This is a genomic window from Streptomyces sp. NPDC086147, from assembly GCF_040702165.1.
GTDB lineage: Bacteria > Actinomycetota > Actinomycetes > Streptomycetales > Streptomycetaceae > Streptomyces.
Genome location: NZ_JBFBJO010000005.1, coordinates 151,700 through 173,365, shown reverse-complemented (window position 1 = coordinate 173,365; position 21,666 = coordinate 151,700). Strand labels below are relative to the sequence as shown.

The following is a 21,666-nucleotide window of genomic DNA, read 5'->3' as shown; positions in this document are numbered from 1 at the left end:
TCAGGCAAGATGGGTGTATCTGCCCACTCACTCCTTGCCGGACGGTTTCTCTTGGCTGAGTACATCTACACCATGCGCAAGACGCGCAAGGCGCACGGCGACAAGGTCATCCTCGATGACGTGACGCTGAGCTTCCTGCCCGGTGCGAAGATCGGTGTGGTCGGCCCGAACGGCGCCGGTAAGTCCACCGTGCTGAAGATCATGGCCGGCCTGGAGCAGCCCTCCAACGGCGATGCCTTCCTGTCGCCCGGGTACTCGGTCGGCATCCTCATGCAGGAGCCGAAGCTCGACGAGTCCAAGACGGTCCTGGAGAACGTCGAGGACGGCGTCGCCGAGGTCAAGGGCAAGCTCAACCGGTTCAACGCGATCGCCGAGGAGATGGCGACGAACTACACCGACGAGCTCATGGAGGAGATGGGCAAGCTCCAGGACGACCTGGACCACGCCAACGCGTGGGACCTCGACGCCCAGCTGGAGCAGGCCATGGACGCCCTGGGCTGCCCGCCCGGCGACTGGCCCGTCGGCAACCTCTCCGGTGGCGAGAAGCGCCGCGTCGCGCTCTGCAAGCTGCTCCTGGAGGCCCCCGACCTCCTGCTGCTCGACGAGCCCACCAACCACCTCGACGCCGAGTCCGTGAACTGGCTGGAGCAGCACCTCGCCCAGTACAAGGGCACCGTCGTGGCCATCACCCACGACCGGTACTTCCTCGACAACGTCGCCGAGTGGATCCTGGAGCTCGACCGCGGCCGCGCCCACCCCTACGAGGGCAACTACTCGACCTACCTGGAGAAGAAGGCCGAGCGCCTCAAGGTCGAGGGCCGCAAGGACGAGAAGCGCCAGAAGCGCCTCAAGGAAGAGCTGGAGTGGGTCCGCTCCAACGCCAAGGGCCGCCAGGCCAAGTCCAAGGCCCGCCTCGCCCGCTACGAGGAGATGGCCGCCGAGGCCGACAAGATGCGGAAGCTGGACTTCGAGGAGATCCAGATCCCGCCGGGCCCGCGCCTGGGCTCCGTCGTCGTCGAGGTCAACAACCTCTCCAAGGCCTTCGGCGACAAGGTCCTCATCGACGACCTCAGCTTCACCCTGCCGCGCAACGGCATCGTCGGCATCATCGGCCCGAACGGCGCCGGCAAGACCACGCTCTTCAAGATGATCCAGGGCTTCGAGAAGCCCGACTCCGGAGACATCCGCGTCGGCGAGACCGTCAAGATCTCCTACGTCGACCAGGGCCGCTCCAACATCGACCCGAAGAAGACGCTGTGGGCCGTCGTCTCCGACGAGCTGGACTACATCAACGTCGGCCAGGTCGAGATGCCGTCCCGCGCCTACGTCTCCGCGTTCGGCTTCAAGGGCCCGGACCAGCAGAAGCCGGCCGGCGTGCTCTCCGGCGGTGAGCGCAACCGCCTCAACCTGGCGCTCACCCTCAAGCAGGGCGGCAACCTGCTGCTCCTCGACGAGCCCACCAACGACCTCGACGTCGAGACCCTGTCCTCCCTGGAGAACGCGCTCCTCGACTTCCCCGGCTGCGCCGTGGTCGTCTCCCACGACCGCTGGTTCCTCGACCGGGTCGCCACGCACATCCTGGCGTACGAGGGCGACTCCAAGTGGTTCTGGTTCGAGGGCAACTTCGAGTCGTACGAGAAGAACAAGGTCGAGCGGCTCGGCCCGGACGCCACCCGTCCGCACCGCGCCACCCACAAGAAGCTGACCCGGGGCTGACGGTCCCATGGCGAGGCACATCTACAGCTGCCCCCTGCGCTGGTCGGACATGGACGCCTTCGGGCACGTCAACAACGTCGTCTTCCTGCGGTACCTGGAAGAGGCGCGGATCGACTTCATGTTCCGCCTGGCGCCGGGGAACGGCTCCCCTTCGTTCTCCGGCGGGTCCGTCGTGGCCCGGCACGAGATCGACTACGTGCGGCCGCTGGTCCACCGGCACGAGCCGGTGACCGTCGAGTCGTGGGTCACGAAGATGGGCGCGGCGTCGCTGACGATCGCGTACGAGATCAAGGACCCCGACACGGTGTACGTACGGGCGTCCACGGTCGTCGTGCCCTTCGACCTGGAGGCGCAGCGGCCCCGGCGGATCAGCGCCGAGGAGCGCGCCTTCCTGGAGGAGTACGTGGACGACGGGATGACCGCCGCCGCATGACCGTCCTCGCGCCGCTGCACTTCGCCGACGCCCGGGAGGCGGCGGCCCTCGCCGCCTTCCTCGCCCGGCTCGTCCACTACGACCGGGCCGCCGCCGTCCGCCTCCAGGCGGGCGGCGGGGCGCTGGCCGTCTTCGGACGGCCGCCGTCGTTCGAGGTGCTCGCGATCCGCACGGCCCGGCTCGTCGACGCCGTGGACCTCGACGTCACCGTCTCCGCCGGCGAACTCCTCGACGGCATCGAGGAGACGGCGGGCAAGGCGGTCGTCCCCGACGCCGTGACCGGGCCGCCCTGGGCGGGCGTGCTGCCGCCGCGCTCCGGCTGGCGGCCGGTCGCGGGGCTCCCGGACGCCGCCGAGATGCGGGGCGCGGTCGCGGCGGCCGTCACCGAGTTCCGTACCCGGGACGAGGAACTGCCCGAGGAGCGGCGCACCCGCGCCGAGCGCGACCGGATCGGCCGCGAGATCTGGTCCAGGACCCTCGGCGCCACCGGACTGCCCCTGCGGGCCGTCCACGCCGCCCAGTCCCTCGGCTTCCTGCCGCCCGCCGGGGCGGAGGAGGGCCCGGTCGCGCTGTTCGCCTCGGGCCCCTGGCTGCGCCTGCGCACCCCGTACGGCTCCGTCGCCCTGCGCACCGTGCCGATGGCCCTGCCGGTGGCCCCGGGGCGCTGACCGCCCCCGGGCCCCGGCCCCTCAGCGCTCCGCGTCGTCCGGCCAGACCCCGATGTGGTCCTGCTCCAGCTCCAGGGCCACCCGGTGCTCCATCCCGAGCGCCTTGGTGTACTCCGCCGGGAGCTGGAGGCGGCCCGCGCGGTCGAGCATCGCGTACTCCCGGGCCACGAGCGACTCCTGCCCCTGGTCGTCGACCTCCGTGCGGCGCAGCACCTCCGAGGAGGTGCGGCCGTCGCGGATGGCGACCGTGCGGCGCACCTCGGAGGCGACCGCCTGGTCGTGGGTGACGATCACGATCGTCGTGCCCAGCTCCTCGTTGGCGCGGCGGAAGGCCGCGAAGACCTGCTCGCCGGTGGCCGAGTCCAGCTCGCCGGTCGGCTCGTCGGCGAGGAGCACGGCCGGGTCGTTGGCCAGGGCCACCGCGATGGCCACCCGCTGCTGCTGGCCGCCGGAGAGCTGGTGCGGCCGGCGGTCCCGGATCTCCGCGATGCCCAGCATCGCGAGCAGCTCCTCCGCCCGCTCCGTCTTCTGCCGCGCCTTCGAACGGCCCCGCAACTGCATGGGGAGCGCCACGTTCTGCGCGGCCGTCAGATAGGGGAACAGGTTGCGGGCGGTCTGCTGCCAGACGAAGCCGACGACCTCGCGCCGGTAGCGCAGCCGCGCCTTCCCGTCCATCGCCAGCAGGTCGCACCCCGCGACCCGGGCCGCGCCGGCGGTCGGCACGTCCAGGCCCGCCAGGATGTTCATCAGCGTCGACTTGCCGGAGCCCGACGCGCCGACCAGGGCCATCAGCTCGCCCTCCTTCACGAGGAGGTCGAGGCCCTGGAGCGCCTGCACCTCCACCCCGTCCGTGGTGAAGATGCGGACGAGCCGGTCGCAGGCGATAAGCGCGTCATGGCCGTACGAGGGCCGGTCGCGCCGCGCCGTCGCCCGCCGCTCCAGCTCTTCGAGGGTCGCGGCCCCGGCCGCCCCGGCCCCGTCCCGGATCCCGGTCTCCGTCATCGTGCGTCTCCTGCCCTGAGTTCCTTGATCGAGCCCCTGCGCCCCGCCCACCAGGCCTGCCCGACCGCCGCGAGCGCCGTCAGGAGCACGACGGCGAGGGCCGGGACGAGCAGCGACCACGGGTCCGCCCGCAGCGGGGCGCCGTCGAGCCGGGCGAGGCCCGGGGCCGTCGCGAGCGCCAGCCGGAACAGGTCGATGCCCGGCGCGAGCAGCGGCACCGTCGCCCAGCCCACCAGCACGCCGCCGAGCGCCGCGAGGACCGCCTGCGGCAGCGCCTCCAGACCGAGCAGCCGCCGCCCCTGCCGCCTGGTCAGACCCATCGTCCGCAGCCGGGCGAGCAGGGCGTTCCGCTCCGGCGCGCTCTGCGCGAGCGAGAGCAGCACGGCCACCACCGCGTAGCCGGCGCCCGCGCCGATCGCGCCCAGATAGATCCGCTCCGCGCCCGTCTGGAGCGGCGAGTCCACGTACGTGGCCCGCTCCTCGCTCCGCAGCCCCACCACGAAGGCGTCCGACCGCTCCCGCACGGCGCCCCGCAGCGCGGCCCCGTCCACCGGTCCCGTGACGAGCAGCGCGGTGGCCGCCCGGCGGGTGAGGTCGGCGCCGTTGACGAGGAGGAAGTCCTCGCCGGGCAGGGCCGGGGTGGCCGGCCGGACGCCGACCACCTTCACCCTGAACGTCCCGGCCGCCGCCACGACCTCCATCGGCTCGCGGCCGAGCCGCTCGGCCACCGACGGTGAGGCGATCGCGGGCAGCACCCGGCCGGTGTCGCCCGTGGCGCCCTCCCCGCCCTTCCCCGTCGAGGCCAGCAGCTCCGCCGGGAACGCGCCGAAGCCGGTCCGCTTCGCCAGCCGGGTGTACGAGGCGGGGTCGACGCCCACGAGCGGCACGCTCATCGCCCGGGCGGTGGTGCCCTCGTGGGACGGCAGGTCCACCCCGTACTCGATCTGCACCGGCGCCAGGTCCCGCACCCCCGCCGTGCCGCGCACGGCCTCGGCGAGGCCCGCCGGCAGCGGGGTCCACTCGGCCGAGCCGTCGATCCGGGCATCCGCGCCGGTCGCCAGGAGCGCGGCCCGGTCGCGGGCGTCGGCGACGCCCGCGAGGACGGAACCGCCGAAGGCCGCCGTGGTCAGCGCGAGGACGAGGGCGAGCAGCGGGAGCATGCCGGTCGAGGACGAGCGGCCGGCGCGGGCCAGGGCCAGCGGGCCGACGGCCCCGCGCAGCCGGCGGGCCGGGCGGGCCAGCCACCGCAGCGGCAGCGGATAGACCCGTACGAGCACCATGGCGGCGATCAGGCCGACCAGGACGGGGGCGGCGCTCACCAGGTGGTCGCCGGAGTCGCCCGCGCCGCGCAGCCGCAGCGAGGCGACCGCGCCCACGGCCAGGACGAGCAGGGTGAGTTCGAGGACCGTGCGGCGCCGGGAGGGGCGCGCGGTCAGCAGGTCGTCGCGGCCGCCGTGCAGCCGGGGGCGCCGGTGCAGGACGACCGCCCGCAGCGGCAGGACGAGCATCGCGACCAGGGCGACGGCGGAGGCGGCCAGGAGGGACGGGCCGAGGGGGATCCCGCCGGCCGCTCCCGGCCCTCCGCCGGGCGGGCGGACCGTCAGGACCGCGAGGCCCAGGGCGAGGACGGCGGCGGGCACGGCGACCGCCGAGGTCTCGCCGAGCAGCCGCAGCCCGATGCCGGTGAGGGAGGCGCCCCGGGAGCGGAGCAGCGCCAGTTCGCCGTCGCGGCGGGCGGTGAAGAGGCCGCCGGTCATGGCGAGGACGACGGCCGCGACCGCGCCGATCCCGAAGACGGCGACGGCCACGACCGGGGCTATCGCGTCGCGCATCGAGCGGTACCCGTCGAGGATCTCGTCGAGACCGGTGGTGAGGACGCCGTTGCCGCCCATCGCCTCGCGCATCCTGACCAGGTCCGGGCCGCCGCCGGCGGAGGCCAGGGCGGCGGAGAGCCGGTCGGTGTCCCGTCCGGCGAGGTGGCCGGCCGTCGGCACGAACCGGAAGAAGACCTCCTTCTCGCCGACGGTGGCGAGCACCGAGGACGCCGAGGAGGGGGAGAGGAGCAGGGCCGCCTGCCAGTAGTACTTCACCTCCTCCTCGACCAGCGGGGCGAGCGTGGGCGCCCGCAGCAGCGGCTCCACCGCCCAGTAGGCGGTCTCGGGGCCGCGCGGCTCCACGACGCCGGTGACCGTGACGGCGAGCGGCTCGCCGCTCAGGCTCGGCACGTGCACGACCGAGCCGGGCTTCAGGCGCAGGGCCTCGGCGGTCTTCACGGTCACGACCGCCTCCGGACGGAGGGCGGTGCCCCCGGCGGCCCGGCCCTGCCGGAGCGTCGCGTGGCGGGACAGGTCGGAGGGCGAGGAGAGCACGAACTGCGGGGAGAGCCCGTCGGGCCGGGGCAGCCAGGGGTCCAGCCCCTCGACCCGGTCGATCGTGCGGACGCCGTGGACGGCCTGCGCCGGGTCGGTCCGGATCGGGTCGGGCAGCAGGGCCCGCAGCGCGTCGCTCTGCTTTCGCAGGGCCGCGGAGGTCAGGTTCGCCCCGTACTCGGCCGCGGTGGTGACGGGCAGCGGCGAGTTCAGTTCGAGGACGCTGTCCCGGGGCGCGGCGGTCGCGACGTCGTGCCGGAGGCCCTCCGTCTCGTACCGGTCGACGGCCCGCGGCAGCGCCGCCGCGAGGTAGGCGGTGACCAGGACGAGCAGCGCGAGCGCGGCGGCGGCCCGGGGCGCGGTCCGCAGCCGGGTCCGCACCCAGGGGGCCACGACGGGGGCGGGCCTGGCGGGGCGGGTGGCCCTGCCGGCCGGGGCGGTCTCGGCGGGCCGGGAGGGCCGGGGCATGTCGGGGGCCTTCCTGCGTACGTCGGGCTGGTGGGTGCCGTCCCCGCCGGGGGCGGCGGGCGTCTCGTCCGGGACCCGGCCGGGGGACCCGGGGGCGCCCGGCTTCGGCGTCCCGTCCGCGTCGGGGCCCGGCGCCCCGGGCTCGTCGTGCGCCGGCATCAGCTCGCCCCCTGGTGGCGCAGGGTCACGACCGGGTCCGTGCGGCGCAGGGCGATCGTGGCGACGATGGCCAGGGGGAGCACGGCGACCCCCGCGAGCAGCAGGGCGACCTGGCCGAGGGGCAGTTCGACCAGGACCGGCGGGACGGGCCGGGCGGCCTGGCCGGTGAGGACGACGAGCGGGACGACGGCCCGGGCCAGGACCGTGCCGAGCCCGGTGCCGACGAGCAGGCCGATGCCGATGAGCAGCCCCTGTTCGGCGGCGATCAGCCGGGCGAGCCGGCGCTGCGGCGTGCCGAGCGCCCGCAGCACCCCGAACTCGGCGGACCGCTCCCGCATCGCGCCGGCCGAGCCGACCGCGAAGCCGACGGCGGCGAGCGCGGCGGCGGCCGCGGCCACCGCCATCAGGGCCGCGTTGGGACCCGCCCCGAGCGGGTCACCGAGGAGTTCGGCGGCGATCTCGTCGCGTACGAGGACCTGGGTCGGGTCCGCGTCGGGGCGGGCCCGCAGGGCGGCGGCGACCTCGGCCGTCCTCCCCGGGGCGGTGGTCAGCCACCACTCGGTGGCCGGTACGGACAGGGGCCCGTCGCCGGACCCGGCCAGGTACCGGTTGACGGTGACCAGGTCGACGAGGAGCGCGCCGCCGTCCGCCGGGGCGGTCACCGACGAACCGGTGGAGGCCGGGCCGGTGGTCGGCAGCTCCTCGACCACCCGGTCGACGACGACGCGGACCCGCAGGCCGTCGAGGGTGACTTCGACGGTGTCGCCCGGCTCGGCGCCGGTCGCCGTCATGAAGGCCCCGGTGGCCACGGCCGGCAGCCGCTCGGGCGGCTTCGGCGCGGGGGCCGCCATCCGCAGGGCGTACTCCTCGGGCGCCGCGCGGAGGTCGCCGGGCTCGGCGCCCCGCACCCCGAACGAGACGGAGTACGGCGCGGATCCGCCGGGCCCGGCCGGGCCGGGGTCGCCGCTCGCGCTGCCGCCCCTCCGTCCCGCGCCGTTCTCGGTCTGCCCGACGCCGGACGACCAGCCGGTGAGGACCTTCGCGGGGGAGAGGGCCCGCGTGCCGCCGTCCGTCCCGGTGGTGGCGAGGCCCTCGACGCGGACGGTGCGGACGTGGTGCGGGCCCGCGGCGATCACGCCGTCGAGCTCCAGGCCGGTGAGGGTGAGCAGGCCGCCGGAGCCGCGCCCCGCGTCGCCGCCCGGCGCGGCGGTGAGGGCGCCGAGGTCCAGGGCCAGCCGGTGGACGCGGTCGTCGGAGGGCAGCGTGCCCAGGGTCTGCCGGTACGGGACGCCGCTCGGGTCCTCCAGGACGGCCGTGACCCGGGAGGCCCCGCTGCCCTCCGGCGCGGCGGCCCGCAGGTCCACGGCGAGCGTCCGGGTCCCGGCGGGCAGCGCGAGCCCGGGTCGGGGGCCGGCCGCCGGGGCCAGCGGGGCGAGCAGCGAGGAGGCCGTGGTCCCGGCGAGGTCGGGGCGAAGGAGCAGGCCGCCCGCGGCGTTGCGGGTGTCGACGGCGAGGACGGTGGCGTTCCGGCCGGAGACGTCCATGGTGGTGCGGTGCACGGGCGCCACGGCCGCGACGCCCGGTACGGCGGCGAGCCGCTCGGTCTGCGTGGGCTCGCCGGGCCCGGGGCTCAGGACGCGGACGTCCGTCCCGGTGCGGAAGTCGGCCTGGTCGCGCTGCGAACGCTCCCACGAGCCGCTCTGCCCGATGGCCAGCATGCCCATCGCCACGGCGAGGACGAGCAGCAGGACGGGGCCCGCGCCCCGCAGCGGCCGGCGGCTGAACTGCCAGCCGGCGAGGGCGGCGGACAGCCCGCGCCCGCCGGCCGCGCGCCGCTCGGCCAGCTTGGCGGCGGGCGGCAGCAGCCGCAGCGTCAGGACGGTCCCGGCGAGCAGGGCGAGGGCGGGCGCGGCGACGAGCACCGGGTCGATCGAGCCCCCGCCGCCCCCGTCCGCGCCGAGGGTGCCGCCCGCGGCGGCGGGCCGCTGGAGCTGCCAGTAGGCGACGGCGGCGACGGCGAGCAGTCCGAGGTCCGCCCCGGCCCGCACCGGACCGGGCAGCGCGGCCGAGCGGGCCTTGCGCAGCGAGACGGCCGCGCCGTCCCCGGCGGCGAGCGCGGGCGCCACGACGGCCGCCGCGCAGCACAGCGCCACCGCGGCGGCGACCAGCCACACCTGGAGCGAGGGCGAGGTGTCGAGCCGCACCCCGAGCGAGGAGAGCGCGGACCGCTCGGCGAAGAGCCCGGTCAGCGGGCCGGACAGGAGCGGGGCGGCGAGCGCCGCCGGCAGGGCGAGCAGCAGCGCCTCGACGGCGGCGAGCCCGGCGATCCGGCGCCGCGAGCCGCCGCGCGCCCGCAGCAGGGCGGTCTCGCCGGAGCGCTCGGTGCTGAGCAGCCGGGCGACGAGCAGCAGCGCGTACGCGGCGAGCAGCACGAGCTGCACGGCGACGATCAGCAGGGTGGAGCGGGAGACGAGCAGGGCCCGCCCGGTCCGGTCCAGGACGGCGGGTAGCGCGGTGGTCGCCGAGACCGTCGCGCCGAACGCGGTCCGGTTCTCGGCCAGGGCCTTCGGGCCCTCGGTCGCGGCGGCGCGCAGGGCGTCCATCCGGTCCGTGGTGAAGCCGGTGAAGTCGGCGGTGCCGAGCCAGGAGGTGTCACCGTGGCTCAGCGCCCCGGCGGCGAGGACGGCCGGGTCGGCGAGCAGCGGCCCGTACGTCGTGAACGCGACCGTCCGCACGCCCCGGCCGCCCGCCGGGTCGAGCTGCCAGTACAGGTCGGCGGTGTCCAGGGGCCGGTAGACGCCGGTGATCCGGGCCTTCACCCGCCGGTCGGTGAGCCGGTCGGTGAGGTCGAGGACGGTGCCGGGGCCGACCTTCAGGCGCCGGGCCGCCTCCTCGGGCAGCGCGGTCTCGACCGTGCCGCCGGGCCGGGCGGCCGTGGGCCAGGAGCCCCGGGCGAGGGAGAGCCGCGAGCGGTCGAGCGCGGCGAAGTGGGTGAGGTCGGGTTCGCCCGCGCGGGCGGCGGCGGACTGGAGGCTGCGGGGCAGCGCGTACGGCCCCGAGCGTTCGAGCCGTCGCACGGTCACCGGCAGCCCGTCGAAGGACCTCCGCATCCCGTCGCGCACGGCGGCGTCGGCACCGGCCCGCTTCTCGGCGGGCACCTGGCCGCCGACCAGGAGCGAGGCGGCGGCCGCGGACCGGCCGCGCAGGCCCGCCTGGAGCGCGGCGTCCCCGATCGCGCCGGAGAGGGCGGCGAGGGTGGCGAGCACCGAGGTGGTCAGGAGCACGGAGAGCAGCGCGGCGGCGAGCAGCAGCCGGTGCGCCCTGACACGCAGAAATACGAACCCCGTCACCCGTCCCCCTGGCCGCCCTGATCACGGTGCGCGCGTCGAACGCTCTTCGCACGCCACCGGAACTTCTTCCGGATGCTTTCAGAGGGCACGCACGGCTGGAAACCGCTTGCGGGGCCACCTTGATCCGATCGTGACCGTTATCCGGTGTTCCGGCTCCGGAATGTGCCCTTCTATGCGGCGGGCTGCCCGGACGCACCCGCGAACGTGCCCGAACGGACACGGGCGCCTCCGGCGGCGGGGTCAGCCGGCCGTGTTCACCATCGAGGCGGCGGCGTAGGTGAAGTACCGCCAGAGCTCCGCCTCGTACTCGGGCGCGAGGCCGAGCTCGTCCAGGGCGGCCCGCATGTGGCGGAGCCAGGCGTCGTGGGCCGCCCGGTCGACGGCGAACGGGGCGTGGCGCATCCGGAGGCGGGGGTGGCCCCGGCGGTCGCTGTAGGTGCGGGGCCCGCCCCAGTACTGGATCAGGAAGAGGGCGAAGCGCTCCTCGGCGGGGCCGAGGTCCTCCTCGGGGTACATCGGGCGCAGCAGCGGGTCCTCCGCGACGCCCTCGTAGAAGCGGTGGACGAGACGGCGGAACGTCTCCTCGCCGCCGACCTGCTCGTAGAAGGTCTGCTCCTGTGCCGTTTCCCCGGGAATCTCGCTCACCGCTCCATCGTCTCAGATGCCCCGGCCGAGGACCGGAGGTCTAGGACCCCCGGTGCTCGGCCCCGGTCCCGGTCGTCGCCGGGTCAGCCCAGGCGGATCGTGATCGTGGTCCAGGCGCCGACGTGCACCCGGTCGCCGTCCTGGAGCTGCACGGGGACGTAGGGCTGGATCGGCTCCTCGCCGCCGTTGATCGTGGTGCCGTTGGTGGAGTTCTGGTCCACCACCGCCCACGAGCCGTCCGGCTGCTGCACCAGGACCGCGTGCTGGTGCGAGACGCCCGGGTCCTCCGGCGGCACCGACAGGTCGATGTCGGGGGACTCGCCGGTGGAGTGCCGGCGGCGGCCGATGGAGACCTGGTTGCCCTGGAGCGGCAGGTGCTTGTCCGGCGAGTACGCGGGCAGGTTCAGGCCCGTGGCCTCCGGGCCGCTGCGCTGCATCATCGCCATGAAGTACGCGCGGTCCGGACCGATGACCGCGCTCCAGCTCCGGTGCGCCTGCGGCTGCTGGAACTGCTGTGGAGGCGGCTGGTGCTGCTGCGGAGGCGGCTGGGGGGCCTGGTGCTGCTGCTGAGGCGGGGGCCCCTGGTGCGCGGGAGGCTGCGGCGGCCCCTGGTGGTGCTGGGGCGGGGGTCCCTGGTGTTGCGGCGGTGCCTGGTGCTGCTGCGGGGGAGCCTGAGGCGCCTGGTGCTGCGACGGCGGCGGCAGGAGCCAGTCGTCGTCCGCGCGCTGCTGCTGCGGCGGCGCGGGCGGCGCCGGGGCCTGGGCGGGCGCCTGGAGGTACGGGGGCGGCTCCGGCTGCCGGTGCTGCTGGGGTTGCTGGGGCGCCTGCGGGCGCTGCGGCGGGGCCTGGTGGTGGGTGGGTTCGGCGCCGAGCGGCTCCGCCGGCCGGTTCACCTGCGAGGGCCGCGAGCCCTGGTAGCCGAACGGGTCCTGCTGCTGCGGGGGACCCGGCGGCGGGGTCTGGAAGCCCGGCGGCAGGTTCAGGCCGGGCGGCGGCCCGGGCTGGCGCGGCGGGACGTTGGAGGGGGCCACCGGCGTGTACGAGGTGGCCGTGTTCGTGAGGAAGTTCCAGCGGCACTCCTCGCAGAACGGCGCCATGTGCTCACGCGGCGTCCGGCACTGCGGGCACAGCTCCGCCTGGGCCGTGGCGTTCGGGTCGCCGCCGTGGCCGAAGCCGCCGGGAGCGGCGGGCGGGGGACCCGCCGGGGGCCGGCCGGGACCGGGACCGTGGTCACCGGGGCCGCCGGGGCCCGGACCGTGGTCACCCGGACCGGGATATCCGTACGCGGGGGGCGGCGGCGGGGGAGGCGGCGGTACGGCACCCGTCGGCGCACCCGCCCCGGCCATGCGATGGCCGCAGACCTCGCACCAGTCGTCGGAGACCGACTGGTGTCCGTTCGGGCAGGTCGGCATGTCGGTGCTTCCCCCTCTCGTCGTCCGGCCCGGTGGCCGGGCTACCTCTTGACGCGAACGGTCTTCGTGGAGCGGGTTTCGAGTGTCATCTCGTCCGCTTCGGCGACCTTCGCCTTCAAACGCACAGTACCCGCCACCGCGTCGACCACGTCGACCACCTTCGAAAGCAGTTTCGCCGTATCCGCGTTGCCGGAGGCCGCCGCGAGCTGCACGGCACGCCCCAGTTTGGCCGTCGCGCCATCCTGATCGCCCGATTTGCGGGCATCCAGACCCGCCTGGATGGCGTCCGCCAGCTCGGCCTGGCCCGTGTAGTGCGCCACCTGCGGGTTGATCGACGTCGACATGGCCAGGTCGTCCGTCCACACCGCCCGTACCAGTCCTTGAGACAGCGGGCGCGCGTCGCCGCCCGCCGGGTCCGGGGCGATCAGGGAGACCCGGGCCGCCAGCATCTCCTGGCCGACCGCGGCCCGCGGCACCCGCACGCTCACGTGGTAGTCGCGGGACTCGTCGCCCCACGAGCCCGTCGGGTAGTCCCCGGCGCGCGGCCCCGCCTCCGTGCGCCGCCCGGTGAGGTCCTCGACCGTCGGCGCCACCTGCTTCACGAACGCGATCTCCACCCCGACCGGGGTCCACAGGCGCAGCGCGACGTCCGCCACGCCCTTGCCCATCGCCTGCTCCATCATCGCCGTGAAGTCGGCCGCGAGGCCGGCCGGGTCGGCGACGATGTCGGCGGTGCCGAGGAGCGCCGAGGCGATCCCGGTGACCTCCTTGACCTCCCAGTCGGTGCCGACCCCGCGCGCGTCGCAGGTGAAGCGGCCCGCGCAGGCGTCGAGCGCGGCCCGCAGCTCCTCCGGGGACTCGTGCTCGTTGCGCCCGTCGGTGAGCAGGATGCCGTGCCGGATGGTGAGGTCGGCGGAGGAGAGCAGCCGGTCCGCGAGCCGCAGCCAGGTGCCGATCGCGGTGCCGCCGTTCGCGGAGAGCCGGCGCAGCGCCTCCTTGGCCTCGGCCCGGGTGCGGGCGTCGGCGACGGCGAGCCCTCCGTTCCCCGGGTAGACCTCCTTGGCCACGTGCGTGCCGGCGACGACGGCGAAGGAGGTGCCGTCGCGCAGGGTGTCGACGGCGGCGGCGGTCGCCTCCCGCGCCCCGCGCATCTTGGCGGCCGGGTAGTCCATCGAACCGGAGCAGTCGACCATGATCACGACGCCGGCCGGGCCGGGGGCGCCCGCGCCGACGGTGCCGCCGCCGGTCGAGGTGACGGTGACGATCGCGCTGACGTCCCTGCCGCCCTCCGGCAGGAACTCGTTCTGGTACACGTCCACCGAGAACTGGGGCACGGTCGACTTGGAGAAGTTCGCCATCTGTTCGGCTCCTCGGACAACGGCGGTGGGCTGGAAGGAGGGGACCGGCGGCCGGTCAGGCGGGTCCCGCCCCCTGGGGAGGGACGGCGAACGGGACGAGCGCGACCGTGACGTTGTCGTGGCCCCCGCCGTCCAGGGCGTGCCCGACCAGGACCCGGGCACTGTGCAGCGGGCGGTCCGCCGCGTCGGCCGGGACGACCCGGGCCATGTCCTCGGGGCCCTCCGCGTAGTTCCACAGGCCGTCCGTGCAGACCACCACCACGCCGGAGCGGTCCGGCTTGAACGCGGCCGTGTGCGGGTCCAGTTCGTACGCGTCGGCGCCGAGCCAGCCGGTGATCGCGTGGGCGCGCTCGTCCGCGTACGCCTCGGCCTCGTTCATCAGGCCCGCCGCGACCATCTGCGCGGCCCACGAGTCGTCCTCGGTGAGCCGGGCGGCCGGGGCGGCGCGGTCGTCCGGCACCCAGTAGGCGCGGCTGTCGCCGACCCAGCCCACGACGAGCAGGCCGTCCGCGACGACGGAGCCGACGATGGTGCACGCGGGCGCGTTGCGCTGGGGTTCGCCGTCCGCCGCCTTCTCCGCGAGGGAGTTCACGGCCCGGGAGGCGGCGACGATCGCCTCGTGCATGGCCTGCTGCGGGTGCGTGCCCCGGGGCAGCGCGGCGAGCAGCGCGGCGCCGGCCGCCTCCGCGGCGGCGGCGGAGGCCTCGTCGGGCCGGGTCGCCGAGGAGACGCCGTCGCAGACGACGGCGAGGGTGGCGGGGGAGCCGTCGGCCAGGGTGGTCGAGGAGACGGCGAACGCGTCCTCGTTGCGGTGGTGGCGCAGCCCCCGGTCGCTGACGGCGGCCACGCCGCCGAGCTCCCGCTCCATGTGGTCGCGCTCGCGGGGCTGCGCGTGCCCGCAGTTCTCGCAGTACCCGTCGGTGTCCACCCGTCCGGCCCGGCAGGCCACGCAGAGCGCGGGACCGTGCGCCGCCTCCTCCGGCGCCGGGGCGGCTTCCGGGGCCGGTGCCCGCTGTACCGGGGCCGGGGCCTGGGCTGCGGCGGGAGCCACCACCGGATCGTCGACCCGTACGGCCGCCCGGGGATCGGGCGCCGCCAGCTCGAAGTCCCCGGTGGGGGCGGCGGCCGGCGGCAGGTCGTGGCCGCCCGAGTCGGTGCCCGGCAGGTCGCCGGGGTGCTGGGTCATGGTCGAGAGCGAACCGGGTTCGCGCGGCGGCGCGTCCGGCCAGTTCACGGGGGTGCCGATCGCCACGGTCGGGCGGTCGGGACCCTCCCCGGCGGCCGGGACGGCCGACAGGTCGTAACCGCACGCCCCGCAGAACCGGTCACCCGAGTCCAGCGGCTCCGCGCAGCCCGGGCAGACGGCGAGTCCGTGCGACTGCTTCGGCTTCTGGGACATCCTCACACCCACGTCCGGGGGCGGAAGCGGTTGGCCCGCTCCACCAGTTCGATCCTTTCCCCGCCCTGCTGGGCGAGCCGGGCCAGCACCCGGTACGAGCGTTCGAGGCCGAAGCGCAGTCCGCGCTCGTCCAGTCCGCTCCCGAGCAGCAGCGCGCCGCCGCCCGGTGCCGCACCGGGACTCCCGGAGAGTACCCAGTCGAGGGCCGTTCCGAGGACCTCCGTCGACAACCGCTCCCGGCGCACCGCGTCCAGACCGAAGCCCCGGAGCGCCGAGACCTGCGCCGCGGCGGCCGTCAGGTCGGCGCCGAGCGGCTCGGACGGCGGGCGCCGCCGCAGCCGCGCCCGCACGGCCGCGACCCGGGCCGCCGTGTAGTGGATCGACGCCTCCGGCACGGACTCCAGGGTCCGTACCGCCCCGGCGCGGTCGCCCGCCGCGAGCCGCACCCGGGCGAGACCGAAGGCCGCGCTGACGAAACCGGGGTCGGTCGCCCACACCAGGCGGTAGTACTCGGCGGCGTTGTCGAGCTGGCCGAGGACCTCGGCGCAGATCCCCAGGGCCAGCTTCGGCGCCGGCTCGCCCGGGAAGGCGTCGTACACCGCGTCGAAGGCCAGCGCCGCGTGCTCGTGGTCCCCGGTCACCAGCGACGTGACGCCCCGGTACCAGACGACCCGCCAGTCGTCCGCGTCCCGCTCCTCCAGACCGGCGAGCGTCCGGGCGGCGGCCGGCAGGTCGCGCAGCTCCAGCTGGGCCCGCAGGGTGCGCAGCCGCAGCTCGACCGAGGGCGCGGGCGCGGCCTGGAGGGCCCCGAGCAGCTCGCCCGGCGCGGCGGCCGCCAGGCCCGCGAGGAAACCGGCGTTGGGATCGGCCGGGGAGACGTGCGGCACGGGCAGCGCGAGCGCGGTGGCGGGCGTGTCGAGCGGTGCGAGCAGCCCCCCGAGCCCGGCCCCCGGCGGAACCACGCCACCGGCACCCGGCACGACCACGCCACCGGCACCGGCGGCCGGCCCCGGACGCGCCCTCCGGCCGCCCCGGACCCGCCGGGCCCCCAACAGGGACACGTCCTCCGCCAGTTCGGCGAACAGTTCCGTGTCCGTAACCCGCACCTCCGTGCCGAACAGCGTCGACAGCGCCGGCCGGGGCCGCCCCGACTGGAGCGCCACCACCTCCCGCAGCACGCCCGTCAGCTGCTCGGCCATCTCCTGCGCGGAGGCGAACCGGCGCGCCGGGTCCGGGTCGGTGGCGCGGACCAGGAAGCGGTAGAACGACTCGTACGTCCGGAAGACCGCGATGTTGCCCGGGTCCGGCAGCGAGTCCACGAAGACGTTCGTGTAGCCCTGGAAGTCGAAGGTCATCACGGCGAGCGTGCGCGCCACCGTGTACAGGTCGCTCGCCACCGAGGGGCCGACCTCGGCCACCTCCGGCGCCTGGTAGCCGACGGTGCCGTAGATCGCTGACTCGTCGTCGTCCATCCGCCGGACCGCGCCCATGTCGATGAGCTTGAGCTGGTCCTCGGTCTGTATGGCGTTGTCGACCTTGAAGTCGCAGTACAGCAGGTTCCGGCTGTGCAGGTGCCCGAGCGCCTCCAGGGCCTCGATCCCGTACGCGCAGGCCTGCTCCACCGGCAGCGGATCGCGCCGCCCGTCCGGCGTCCGGCGCCCGTTGGCGATCTCCTTGAGCGACTTGCCGCCGACGTACTCCATGACGATGTAGCCGTCCAGGGAGCCGGTCCGCTGGTCGAGGTGCTCGACGAAGTTGTAGATCCGGACGATGTTGGAGTGCTCGATCTCGGCGAGGAAGCGGCGCTCGGAGATCGCCGCCGCCATGGCGTCCTGGTCGCCGGTGTCGAGCAGGCCCTTGAGGACGACCCACCGGTCCGAGACGGCCCGGTCGACGGCGAGGTAGACCCAGCCGAGACCGCCGTGCGCGAGACAGCCCGCCACCTCGTACTGGCCGTGGACGATGTCCCCGGAGCGCAGCTTCGGCACGAAGGAGTACGGGTGCCCGCAGCTGGTGCAGAAGCCCTCCGTGCGGCCCGGCCGGTCGCCCCGCGCCCGGCCCACCGGGGCCCCGCAGTCGGAGCGGGAGCAGAACCGCTTGCGCTCGGGGACCTCGGGGTTCTCCATGACCGCGCCCCGCGGGTTGGGGCGCGGCACCTCCGGGATCGCGACCAGGCCCGCGCCGAGCCGGTTCCGCGCGGACTGCCCGGTCGACGGGCCGGAGCTGCGCACCGACACCGAACGGCCCGTGGAGCTCCCCGAGAGCGAGCGCGACAGGCGCCCCGAGACCGACCGGCGCGAGGTCGAGGAGCGGGACGAGGCGCGCGAGGAGGCCCGCGAACCGCTCCGCGACGAGGCGGAGTCCGGCCCGCCGGTCCCCGTCCCCGTGCGGGAGGACCGGCCGGGCACGGCCACCCCGGTCGGCGTCGAGCCGATCATCCCGCCGGGCGCCACGACCGGCGCGAGCCCGCAGGTGTCGCAGTACAGCTCGCCGCCGCCCATGTCCTCGTACGAGCCCTCGCACGAAGGGCGCTGGCAGCTCCCCGCGCCCGTCTCCCCGCTCACCACTGTCGTCCTCCCGTGCCGTCCGCGTTCCCCGTGTCCTCGGGCCCGGAGAGCACCTCCGCCACCGCCCGCTGGTAGCGCAGCACCGCCTGCTCCGCGACCCGCAGGTCGCAGGGCGCGCTCCACAGCATCCGCCGGGCCGCGTCGTACCGCTCGACCAGGAGCGGGTCCTCCACCGCGCCGAGCCGCGCCGCCTTCGCCTTGTACGCGTCGAGCCGGCCGCGCAGTTCCGCCCGGACCGCGAGCGGCGCGGTGACCGCCGTCAACGACTCGCGGGCACGCAGCAGTTCCTCCTCCGCCTCCCGCTCCAGGGAGTCCAGGAGCGGGGACAGCCGGTGCCACCGGGCGTGCCTGCGGTACTCGGCGGCGGCCACGAGCCGCTCCTGGAGCGCCGTCGGCGGACCGCTGACGGCCGGCACCTCGGAGGCCGCGATCTTCGCAAGGACCTCGCCGCGCGCGGCCCGCGCCTCGGCGAGCGTCCGGTCCGCCCGCGACAGCACGTCCCGCAGGCGCAGCAGCCGGTCCTCGGAGTCCTGCCGGACCGCGAGGACGGCCTCGATCTCGCGCCGCACGTCCTCCAGGGCCAGGGCGGCCCGGTCGTACCGCGCGGTGTCCGGGCGGCCCCCGCCGGGCGCCGAACTCCCCGCCGCCGGACGCCAGAACGCCAGCGGGTCCGTGACCACCTGGGAGCGCAGCAGGCCCAGCTCGGCCGTGATCTCCTCCAGCTCGTCCCCGGCCGGGTGCTCCCCCGGCCGCACGCCCACCGAGTGCGCGAGGGACCGCGTCCGGCCCAGCTCGGCGGCGAGCAGGTCTATCCGGGCGGGCAGCGCCGACCAGACGGCGTCGGCGCTGACGACCAGGTCGAGCGAGGAGGCGTACAGCTCGTTCATCCGCCGCACCAGGCCCTCCAGGGTGAAGCGCTCGGACAGCAGCGCCTCCTCTCCCGCGCCGCCCGGGACGAGCACGCTCTCGCCGCGCAGCCGGTCGGTCAGCTCCACCAGCTCCTCCCGGCCGGGCCAGCGGCGCCGCGCGCGCACCTCACGGGCCTCCCGCAGGGCGTCGGTGTACACGTCGAAGCAGGTCCAGAGCAGGGTGATGCTCCGCTCGGCCGCCGCCCAGCGCTCCCGGGTCGTGCCGGTCAGCCCGGCCCCTTCGAGCAGCCTGCGGCCCGCGTGGTCCTGGAGCGCGAGCAGCGAGTCCTCGACCGCCTTGTGCTCGGCGCCGAGCCGCGCCAGCGCACGGTCCGCCTCGTCCCGGTCCATCACCGGCCCAGGGGGTCCCGCGACGCCCATCGGTCACCTCTTCCGCCGTGTGTACAAGGACTCTTGTGTGCAGGGCTGTTCGCGGCGGCTACTTGTACAGGGGAGCGGGCGGCCCGGGTATCCCGGGCAGGTCCTTCTCCAGCCACTGTCGGTACGCCGCCTGCCAGGGCCCCTGCCGGTACCCCACCAGGACGTGGTTGACCCGGCGCACCAGGTCGTCGGCGCCCAGCTTCGCCGCCACCCCGTAGTACTCCTTCGTGAACGGCTTCCCCTTCAGCTCGACCGCCGGGTCCTGGGCGGCCTGGCCGGCCGCGAGGGCGTTGTCGGTGACGACGGCGTCCACCTCGCCGAGCTGGAGCCTGGCCAGGCAGTCCAGCTGGTTGGGAACGGTCAGCAGGTCCGCGTCGTCCTTGGTGCCGTCGCCCTCGTCCTTGAAGACGGCGCCGAAGGAGTTCTCCTCCAGGGCCTCGTGGGCCGTGGAGCCCTCGGCGGTGCAGACCCGCTTGCCGCGCAGCGAGGAGTCGTAGCCGGTGATGTCGGAGCGCTTGGGCGCCAGGACCTGCTGCCCGGCCTGGAAGTAGGCGGTGGAGAAGGCGACCTGCTCGATCCGCTTGCAGTTGATCGTCATGGTGCGCACGACGAGGTCGACCTTGCCGCCGTCCAGGGCGGCGATCCGCTGGTTGGTGGGGATCGCGCGGAAGATGACGGCGTCCTCGTCGCCGAGGAGGTCCTTGGCGATCGCCCGGGCGAGGGCGATGTCGAACCCCTCCAGGACGCCCTTCTCCGGGTTCCGGTAGCCCCAGCGGTAGCTGGACTGGTCGACGCCGACGATCAGCTTCCCGCGCTCCTTGACCGCCCGGACCGACGGGCCGTCCTCCGTGGAGGGGGTGAGGGAGGCCTCCGGGTTCCGGCAGGTGTCCGCCTTGACCTGGACGCCGACCCCCGTGCCGCCGCCCGCACCACTGTTCGCGCCGGGCGCCGCCGCGTCGCTCCCCTCCCGGGCGAGCGGGAGCAGGGTGAGCGAGGCGGTGAGCCCGCAGGCCACGGCCATGGCCGCCACTCCGCCCCAGCCGCGCAGCCGCCGCGCCGCCCGCCGCACCAGCGGCTCCGTGTCCCCGGACATCCCTCCCCCTCTCACCGGTACTCCGACAGTCTGCGGTTGACGCCGAGCACGGCGCCCGCCGCCCCCAGGATCGCGAGGACCGCCGCGCCCGGGGGCAGCGCCGTCAGCGCGTCCCGGGCGTCCCCGGCGGAGCGGGTGAACTCGGCCTGCTCGTGCCCGAGGGCCCGCTCCAGGGCCGCGTCGACCTGGTCGAAGGACTGCCCGGTGGACTCCTTCGCGCCGACGATCCGGTCGAGGGCGCCCTCGTAGTCGCCGGCGTCGTCCTTCGCGCGCGCGTCCCCGTGGCGCCGCTGCCACTCGCCGGCGCGGGCGGCGGACTCGTCGACCGGGCCCCGGCCCGCCTCGTCGTCTGCGAGCTTCCGCGCCGAGGCGAGCGCCTTCGTCAGGGCCCGCATGCTCGCCGCGTACTCGGCCTCGTACTTGTCGTTCCCGCCGTCCTCGGTGAGGACGGCGCCCCGGGCGACCAGGGTCAGGTTCTCGTTGGCGCGGGCGGTGAGCGAGCTGATCCGGGCCGTGTTGAGGACCTGGAGGGACTCCTGCCCGCGCGCCCGCGCGTCCTCCAGGCCGGACCGGGTGACGGTGTGCGCGGCCAGGAGCCAGAGCAGGACGACGCCCGCGGCGGCGGTCGCGGCGAGCAGCCCGTGGTTGAAGACCCGGTGGGTGCGGAGGTAGGTGCGGCGCTGGGCCCAGCCCAGGGCGGCGAGGGCGACCAGGCCGACCGCGAGCGACAGGAGGGGCCAGGCACGGGCGGAGTCGTCGTCCCGGCGGAGCCGCTCCGTCTCCGCCGCGTACAGCCGCTCGGCGGCGGGCAGCAGGACGGTGGTCATCTGCTGGTTGGCGTACCGCAGATAGGCGCCGCCCAGCGGCAGGCCCTGCCGGTTGGCGGCCCGGGCGCGCTCCACGAGGCCCGTGTAGCGCGGCAGCTGCTCGCCGAGCGTGGTGATCTCGCGGGCCGCCTCCGGCGAACCGTCCGTGTGGGCCGCCGCCTTGACGAGGAGCCGGGAGGCGGTGGCGATGTCCTTCGCGTACCGCTCGCGCGATCCGGCCGGCTCCAGAGTGCCCGCGAGGAAGCCGCTGGCGGCGGTGGTGTCGGCGTCGGCGAGGGAGCGGTAGAGGGCGGCGGCGTCGGCGCTCAGCGGCTGGCTGCGGCCCACGACGTCGTCGGCGGCGGAGGCCCGGCCGGTGACCTCCAGGGCGGTGACGGCCCCGAACGCGACGACGAGCAGCGCCAGTACGGCCCCGAGGATCCTGAGCCGGCCCGGCTCGGTCGTCGCGGCCGTCCGCAGCAGCTCCCGCCCCACGGCCCAGGCCCCGCGCCCCGCGGGCGGCGCGGCGGGAGCCGCCGGCGGCACGGGCGCGGACGGCGTCCCCGCGGGCGACGGCTGCGCGGGCACACCGGCCGGGCGCGCGGGCGCCGGGTCCGTGCTCCGCGCCGCCGGTCCGGCGGGCGGGTCCGGCGGTTGTGTCACGTGACCTCCCCCTCGGTCGCCGACGAGCCGGTCCGCCCCGGAGCGCCGGCTCCGGTGGAGGACCACCCGGCGAGCAGTATGGCCGCACGGGCCCTTCCGCACACCGGGAATGACTGGATCTTGTTCCTGCCGGCTCCCATCGTGCCCCATGCCTCCCGCGCGACCGCGGGAGAACCCCCTCCTCATGAATACGTCCCCCGCCCGGGATCGGTTCCGGAGCGGGTGTCGCTCGAACAGGTGAACACGGGGGCGGGGCGCCCCGCCGGACC

Annotated in this window: 14 protein-coding genes; 3 read left to right on the top strand and 11 right to left on the bottom strand. The window is 75.8% G+C overall.

Annotated elements, in window-relative coordinates:
• Positions 1-51 precede the first annotated feature (51 nt).
• Genes ettA through AB0398_RS13925 form a run of 3 tightly spaced genes read left to right on the top strand, consistent with a single transcriptional unit; the run spans position 52 to position 2,817 of the window.
• Positions 52-1,716: an energy-dependent translational throttle protein EttA gene (gene ettA, locus AB0398_RS13935; RefSeq protein WP_053648792.1), complete on the top strand. Its 1,665-nt coding sequence runs from the start codon at positions 52-54 to the stop codon at positions 1,714-1,716.
• Between the two features lie 7 nt (positions 1,717-1,723).
• Positions 1,724-2,149 (top strand): thioesterase family protein, encoded by a 426-nt coding sequence (locus AB0398_RS13930; RefSeq protein WP_366374769.1) that lies wholly within the window; start codon positions 1,724-1,726, stop codon positions 2,147-2,149.
• Positions 2,146-2,817: a hypothetical protein gene (locus AB0398_RS13925; RefSeq protein ID WP_366374768.1), complete on the top strand. Its 672-nt coding sequence runs from the start codon at positions 2,146-2,148 to the stop codon at positions 2,815-2,817. The genes AB0398_RS13930 and AB0398_RS13925 overlap by 4 nt, the downstream gene beginning before the upstream one ends.
• Before the next feature lie 21 nt (positions 2,818-2,838).
• Here the strand turns inward: AB0398_RS13925 and AB0398_RS13920 are convergent, their stop codons facing one another.
• From AB0398_RS13920 to AB0398_RS13870, 11 genes are all read right to left on the bottom strand, one after another.
• A complete protein-coding gene (locus AB0398_RS13920) occupies positions 2,839-3,819 on the bottom strand; it encodes an ABC transporter ATP-binding protein (RefSeq protein WP_366374766.1) in 981 nt (326 codons plus the stop codon).
• Positions 3,816-6,656, bottom strand: a complete 2,841-nt coding sequence (locus tag AB0398_RS13915) for an FtsX-like permease family protein (RefSeq protein ID WP_366375222.1) — start codon at positions 6,654-6,656, stop codon at positions 3,816-3,818. The genes AB0398_RS13920 and AB0398_RS13915 overlap by 4 nt, the downstream gene beginning before the upstream one ends.
• A 158-nt stretch (positions 6,657-6,814) precedes the next feature.
• On the bottom strand, positions 6,815-10,165 hold the full coding sequence (locus tag AB0398_RS13910) for an ABC transporter permease (RefSeq protein WP_366374764.1): 3,351 nt from the start codon (positions 10,163-10,165) through the stop codon (positions 6,815-6,817).
• A gap of 240 nt (positions 10,166-10,405) precedes the next feature.
• Complete coding sequence (locus AB0398_RS13905) at positions 10,406-10,810, bottom strand: globin (protein WP_366374762.1); 405 nt, start codon at positions 10,808-10,810, stop codon at positions 10,406-10,408.
• An 83-nt stretch (positions 10,811-10,893) separates the two neighbouring features.
• The gene (locus tag AB0398_RS13900; RefSeq protein WP_366374761.1) at positions 10,894-12,222 is read right to left on the bottom strand and encodes an FHA domain-containing protein; all 1,329 of its coding nucleotides are present in this window, start codon (positions 12,220-12,222) and stop codon (positions 10,894-10,896) included.
• Positions 12,223-12,263: 41 nt separating this feature from the next.
• Positions 12,264-13,580 (bottom strand): VWA domain-containing protein, encoded by a 1,317-nt coding sequence (locus AB0398_RS13895; protein WP_366374759.1) that lies wholly within the window; start codon positions 13,578-13,580, stop codon positions 12,264-12,266.
• A gap of 55 nt (positions 13,581-13,635) precedes the next feature.
• Entirely contained in the window at positions 13,636-14,979 is a 1,344-nt protein-coding gene (locus tag AB0398_RS13890) for a PP2C family serine/threonine-protein phosphatase (RefSeq protein ID WP_366374757.1), read from the bottom strand.
• 2 nt (positions 14,980-14,981) lie between these two features.
• Positions 14,982-17,480 carry a tetratricopeptide repeat protein gene (locus AB0398_RS13885; protein WP_366375220.1) on the bottom strand — a complete coding sequence of 833 codons (2,499 nt, stop codon included), beginning with the start codon at positions 17,478-17,480 and terminating at the stop codon, positions 14,982-14,984.
• 59 nt (positions 17,481-17,539) lie between these two features.
• A complete protein-coding gene (locus tag AB0398_RS13880; RefSeq protein WP_366374756.1) occupies positions 17,540-18,835 on the bottom strand; it encodes a hypothetical protein in 1,296 nt (431 codons plus the stop codon).
• A gap of 58 nt (positions 18,836-18,893) precedes the next feature.
• Positions 18,894-19,928, bottom strand: a complete 1,035-nt coding sequence (locus AB0398_RS13875) for a glutamate ABC transporter substrate-binding protein (protein WP_366374754.1) — start codon at positions 19,926-19,928, stop codon at positions 18,894-18,896.
• An 11-nt stretch (positions 19,929-19,939) separates the two neighbouring features.
• Complete coding sequence (locus AB0398_RS13870) at positions 19,940-21,397, bottom strand: hypothetical protein (protein ID WP_366374752.1); 1,458 nt, start codon at positions 21,395-21,397, stop codon at positions 19,940-19,942.
• Between the last annotated feature and the right edge of the window lie 269 nt (positions 21,398-21,666).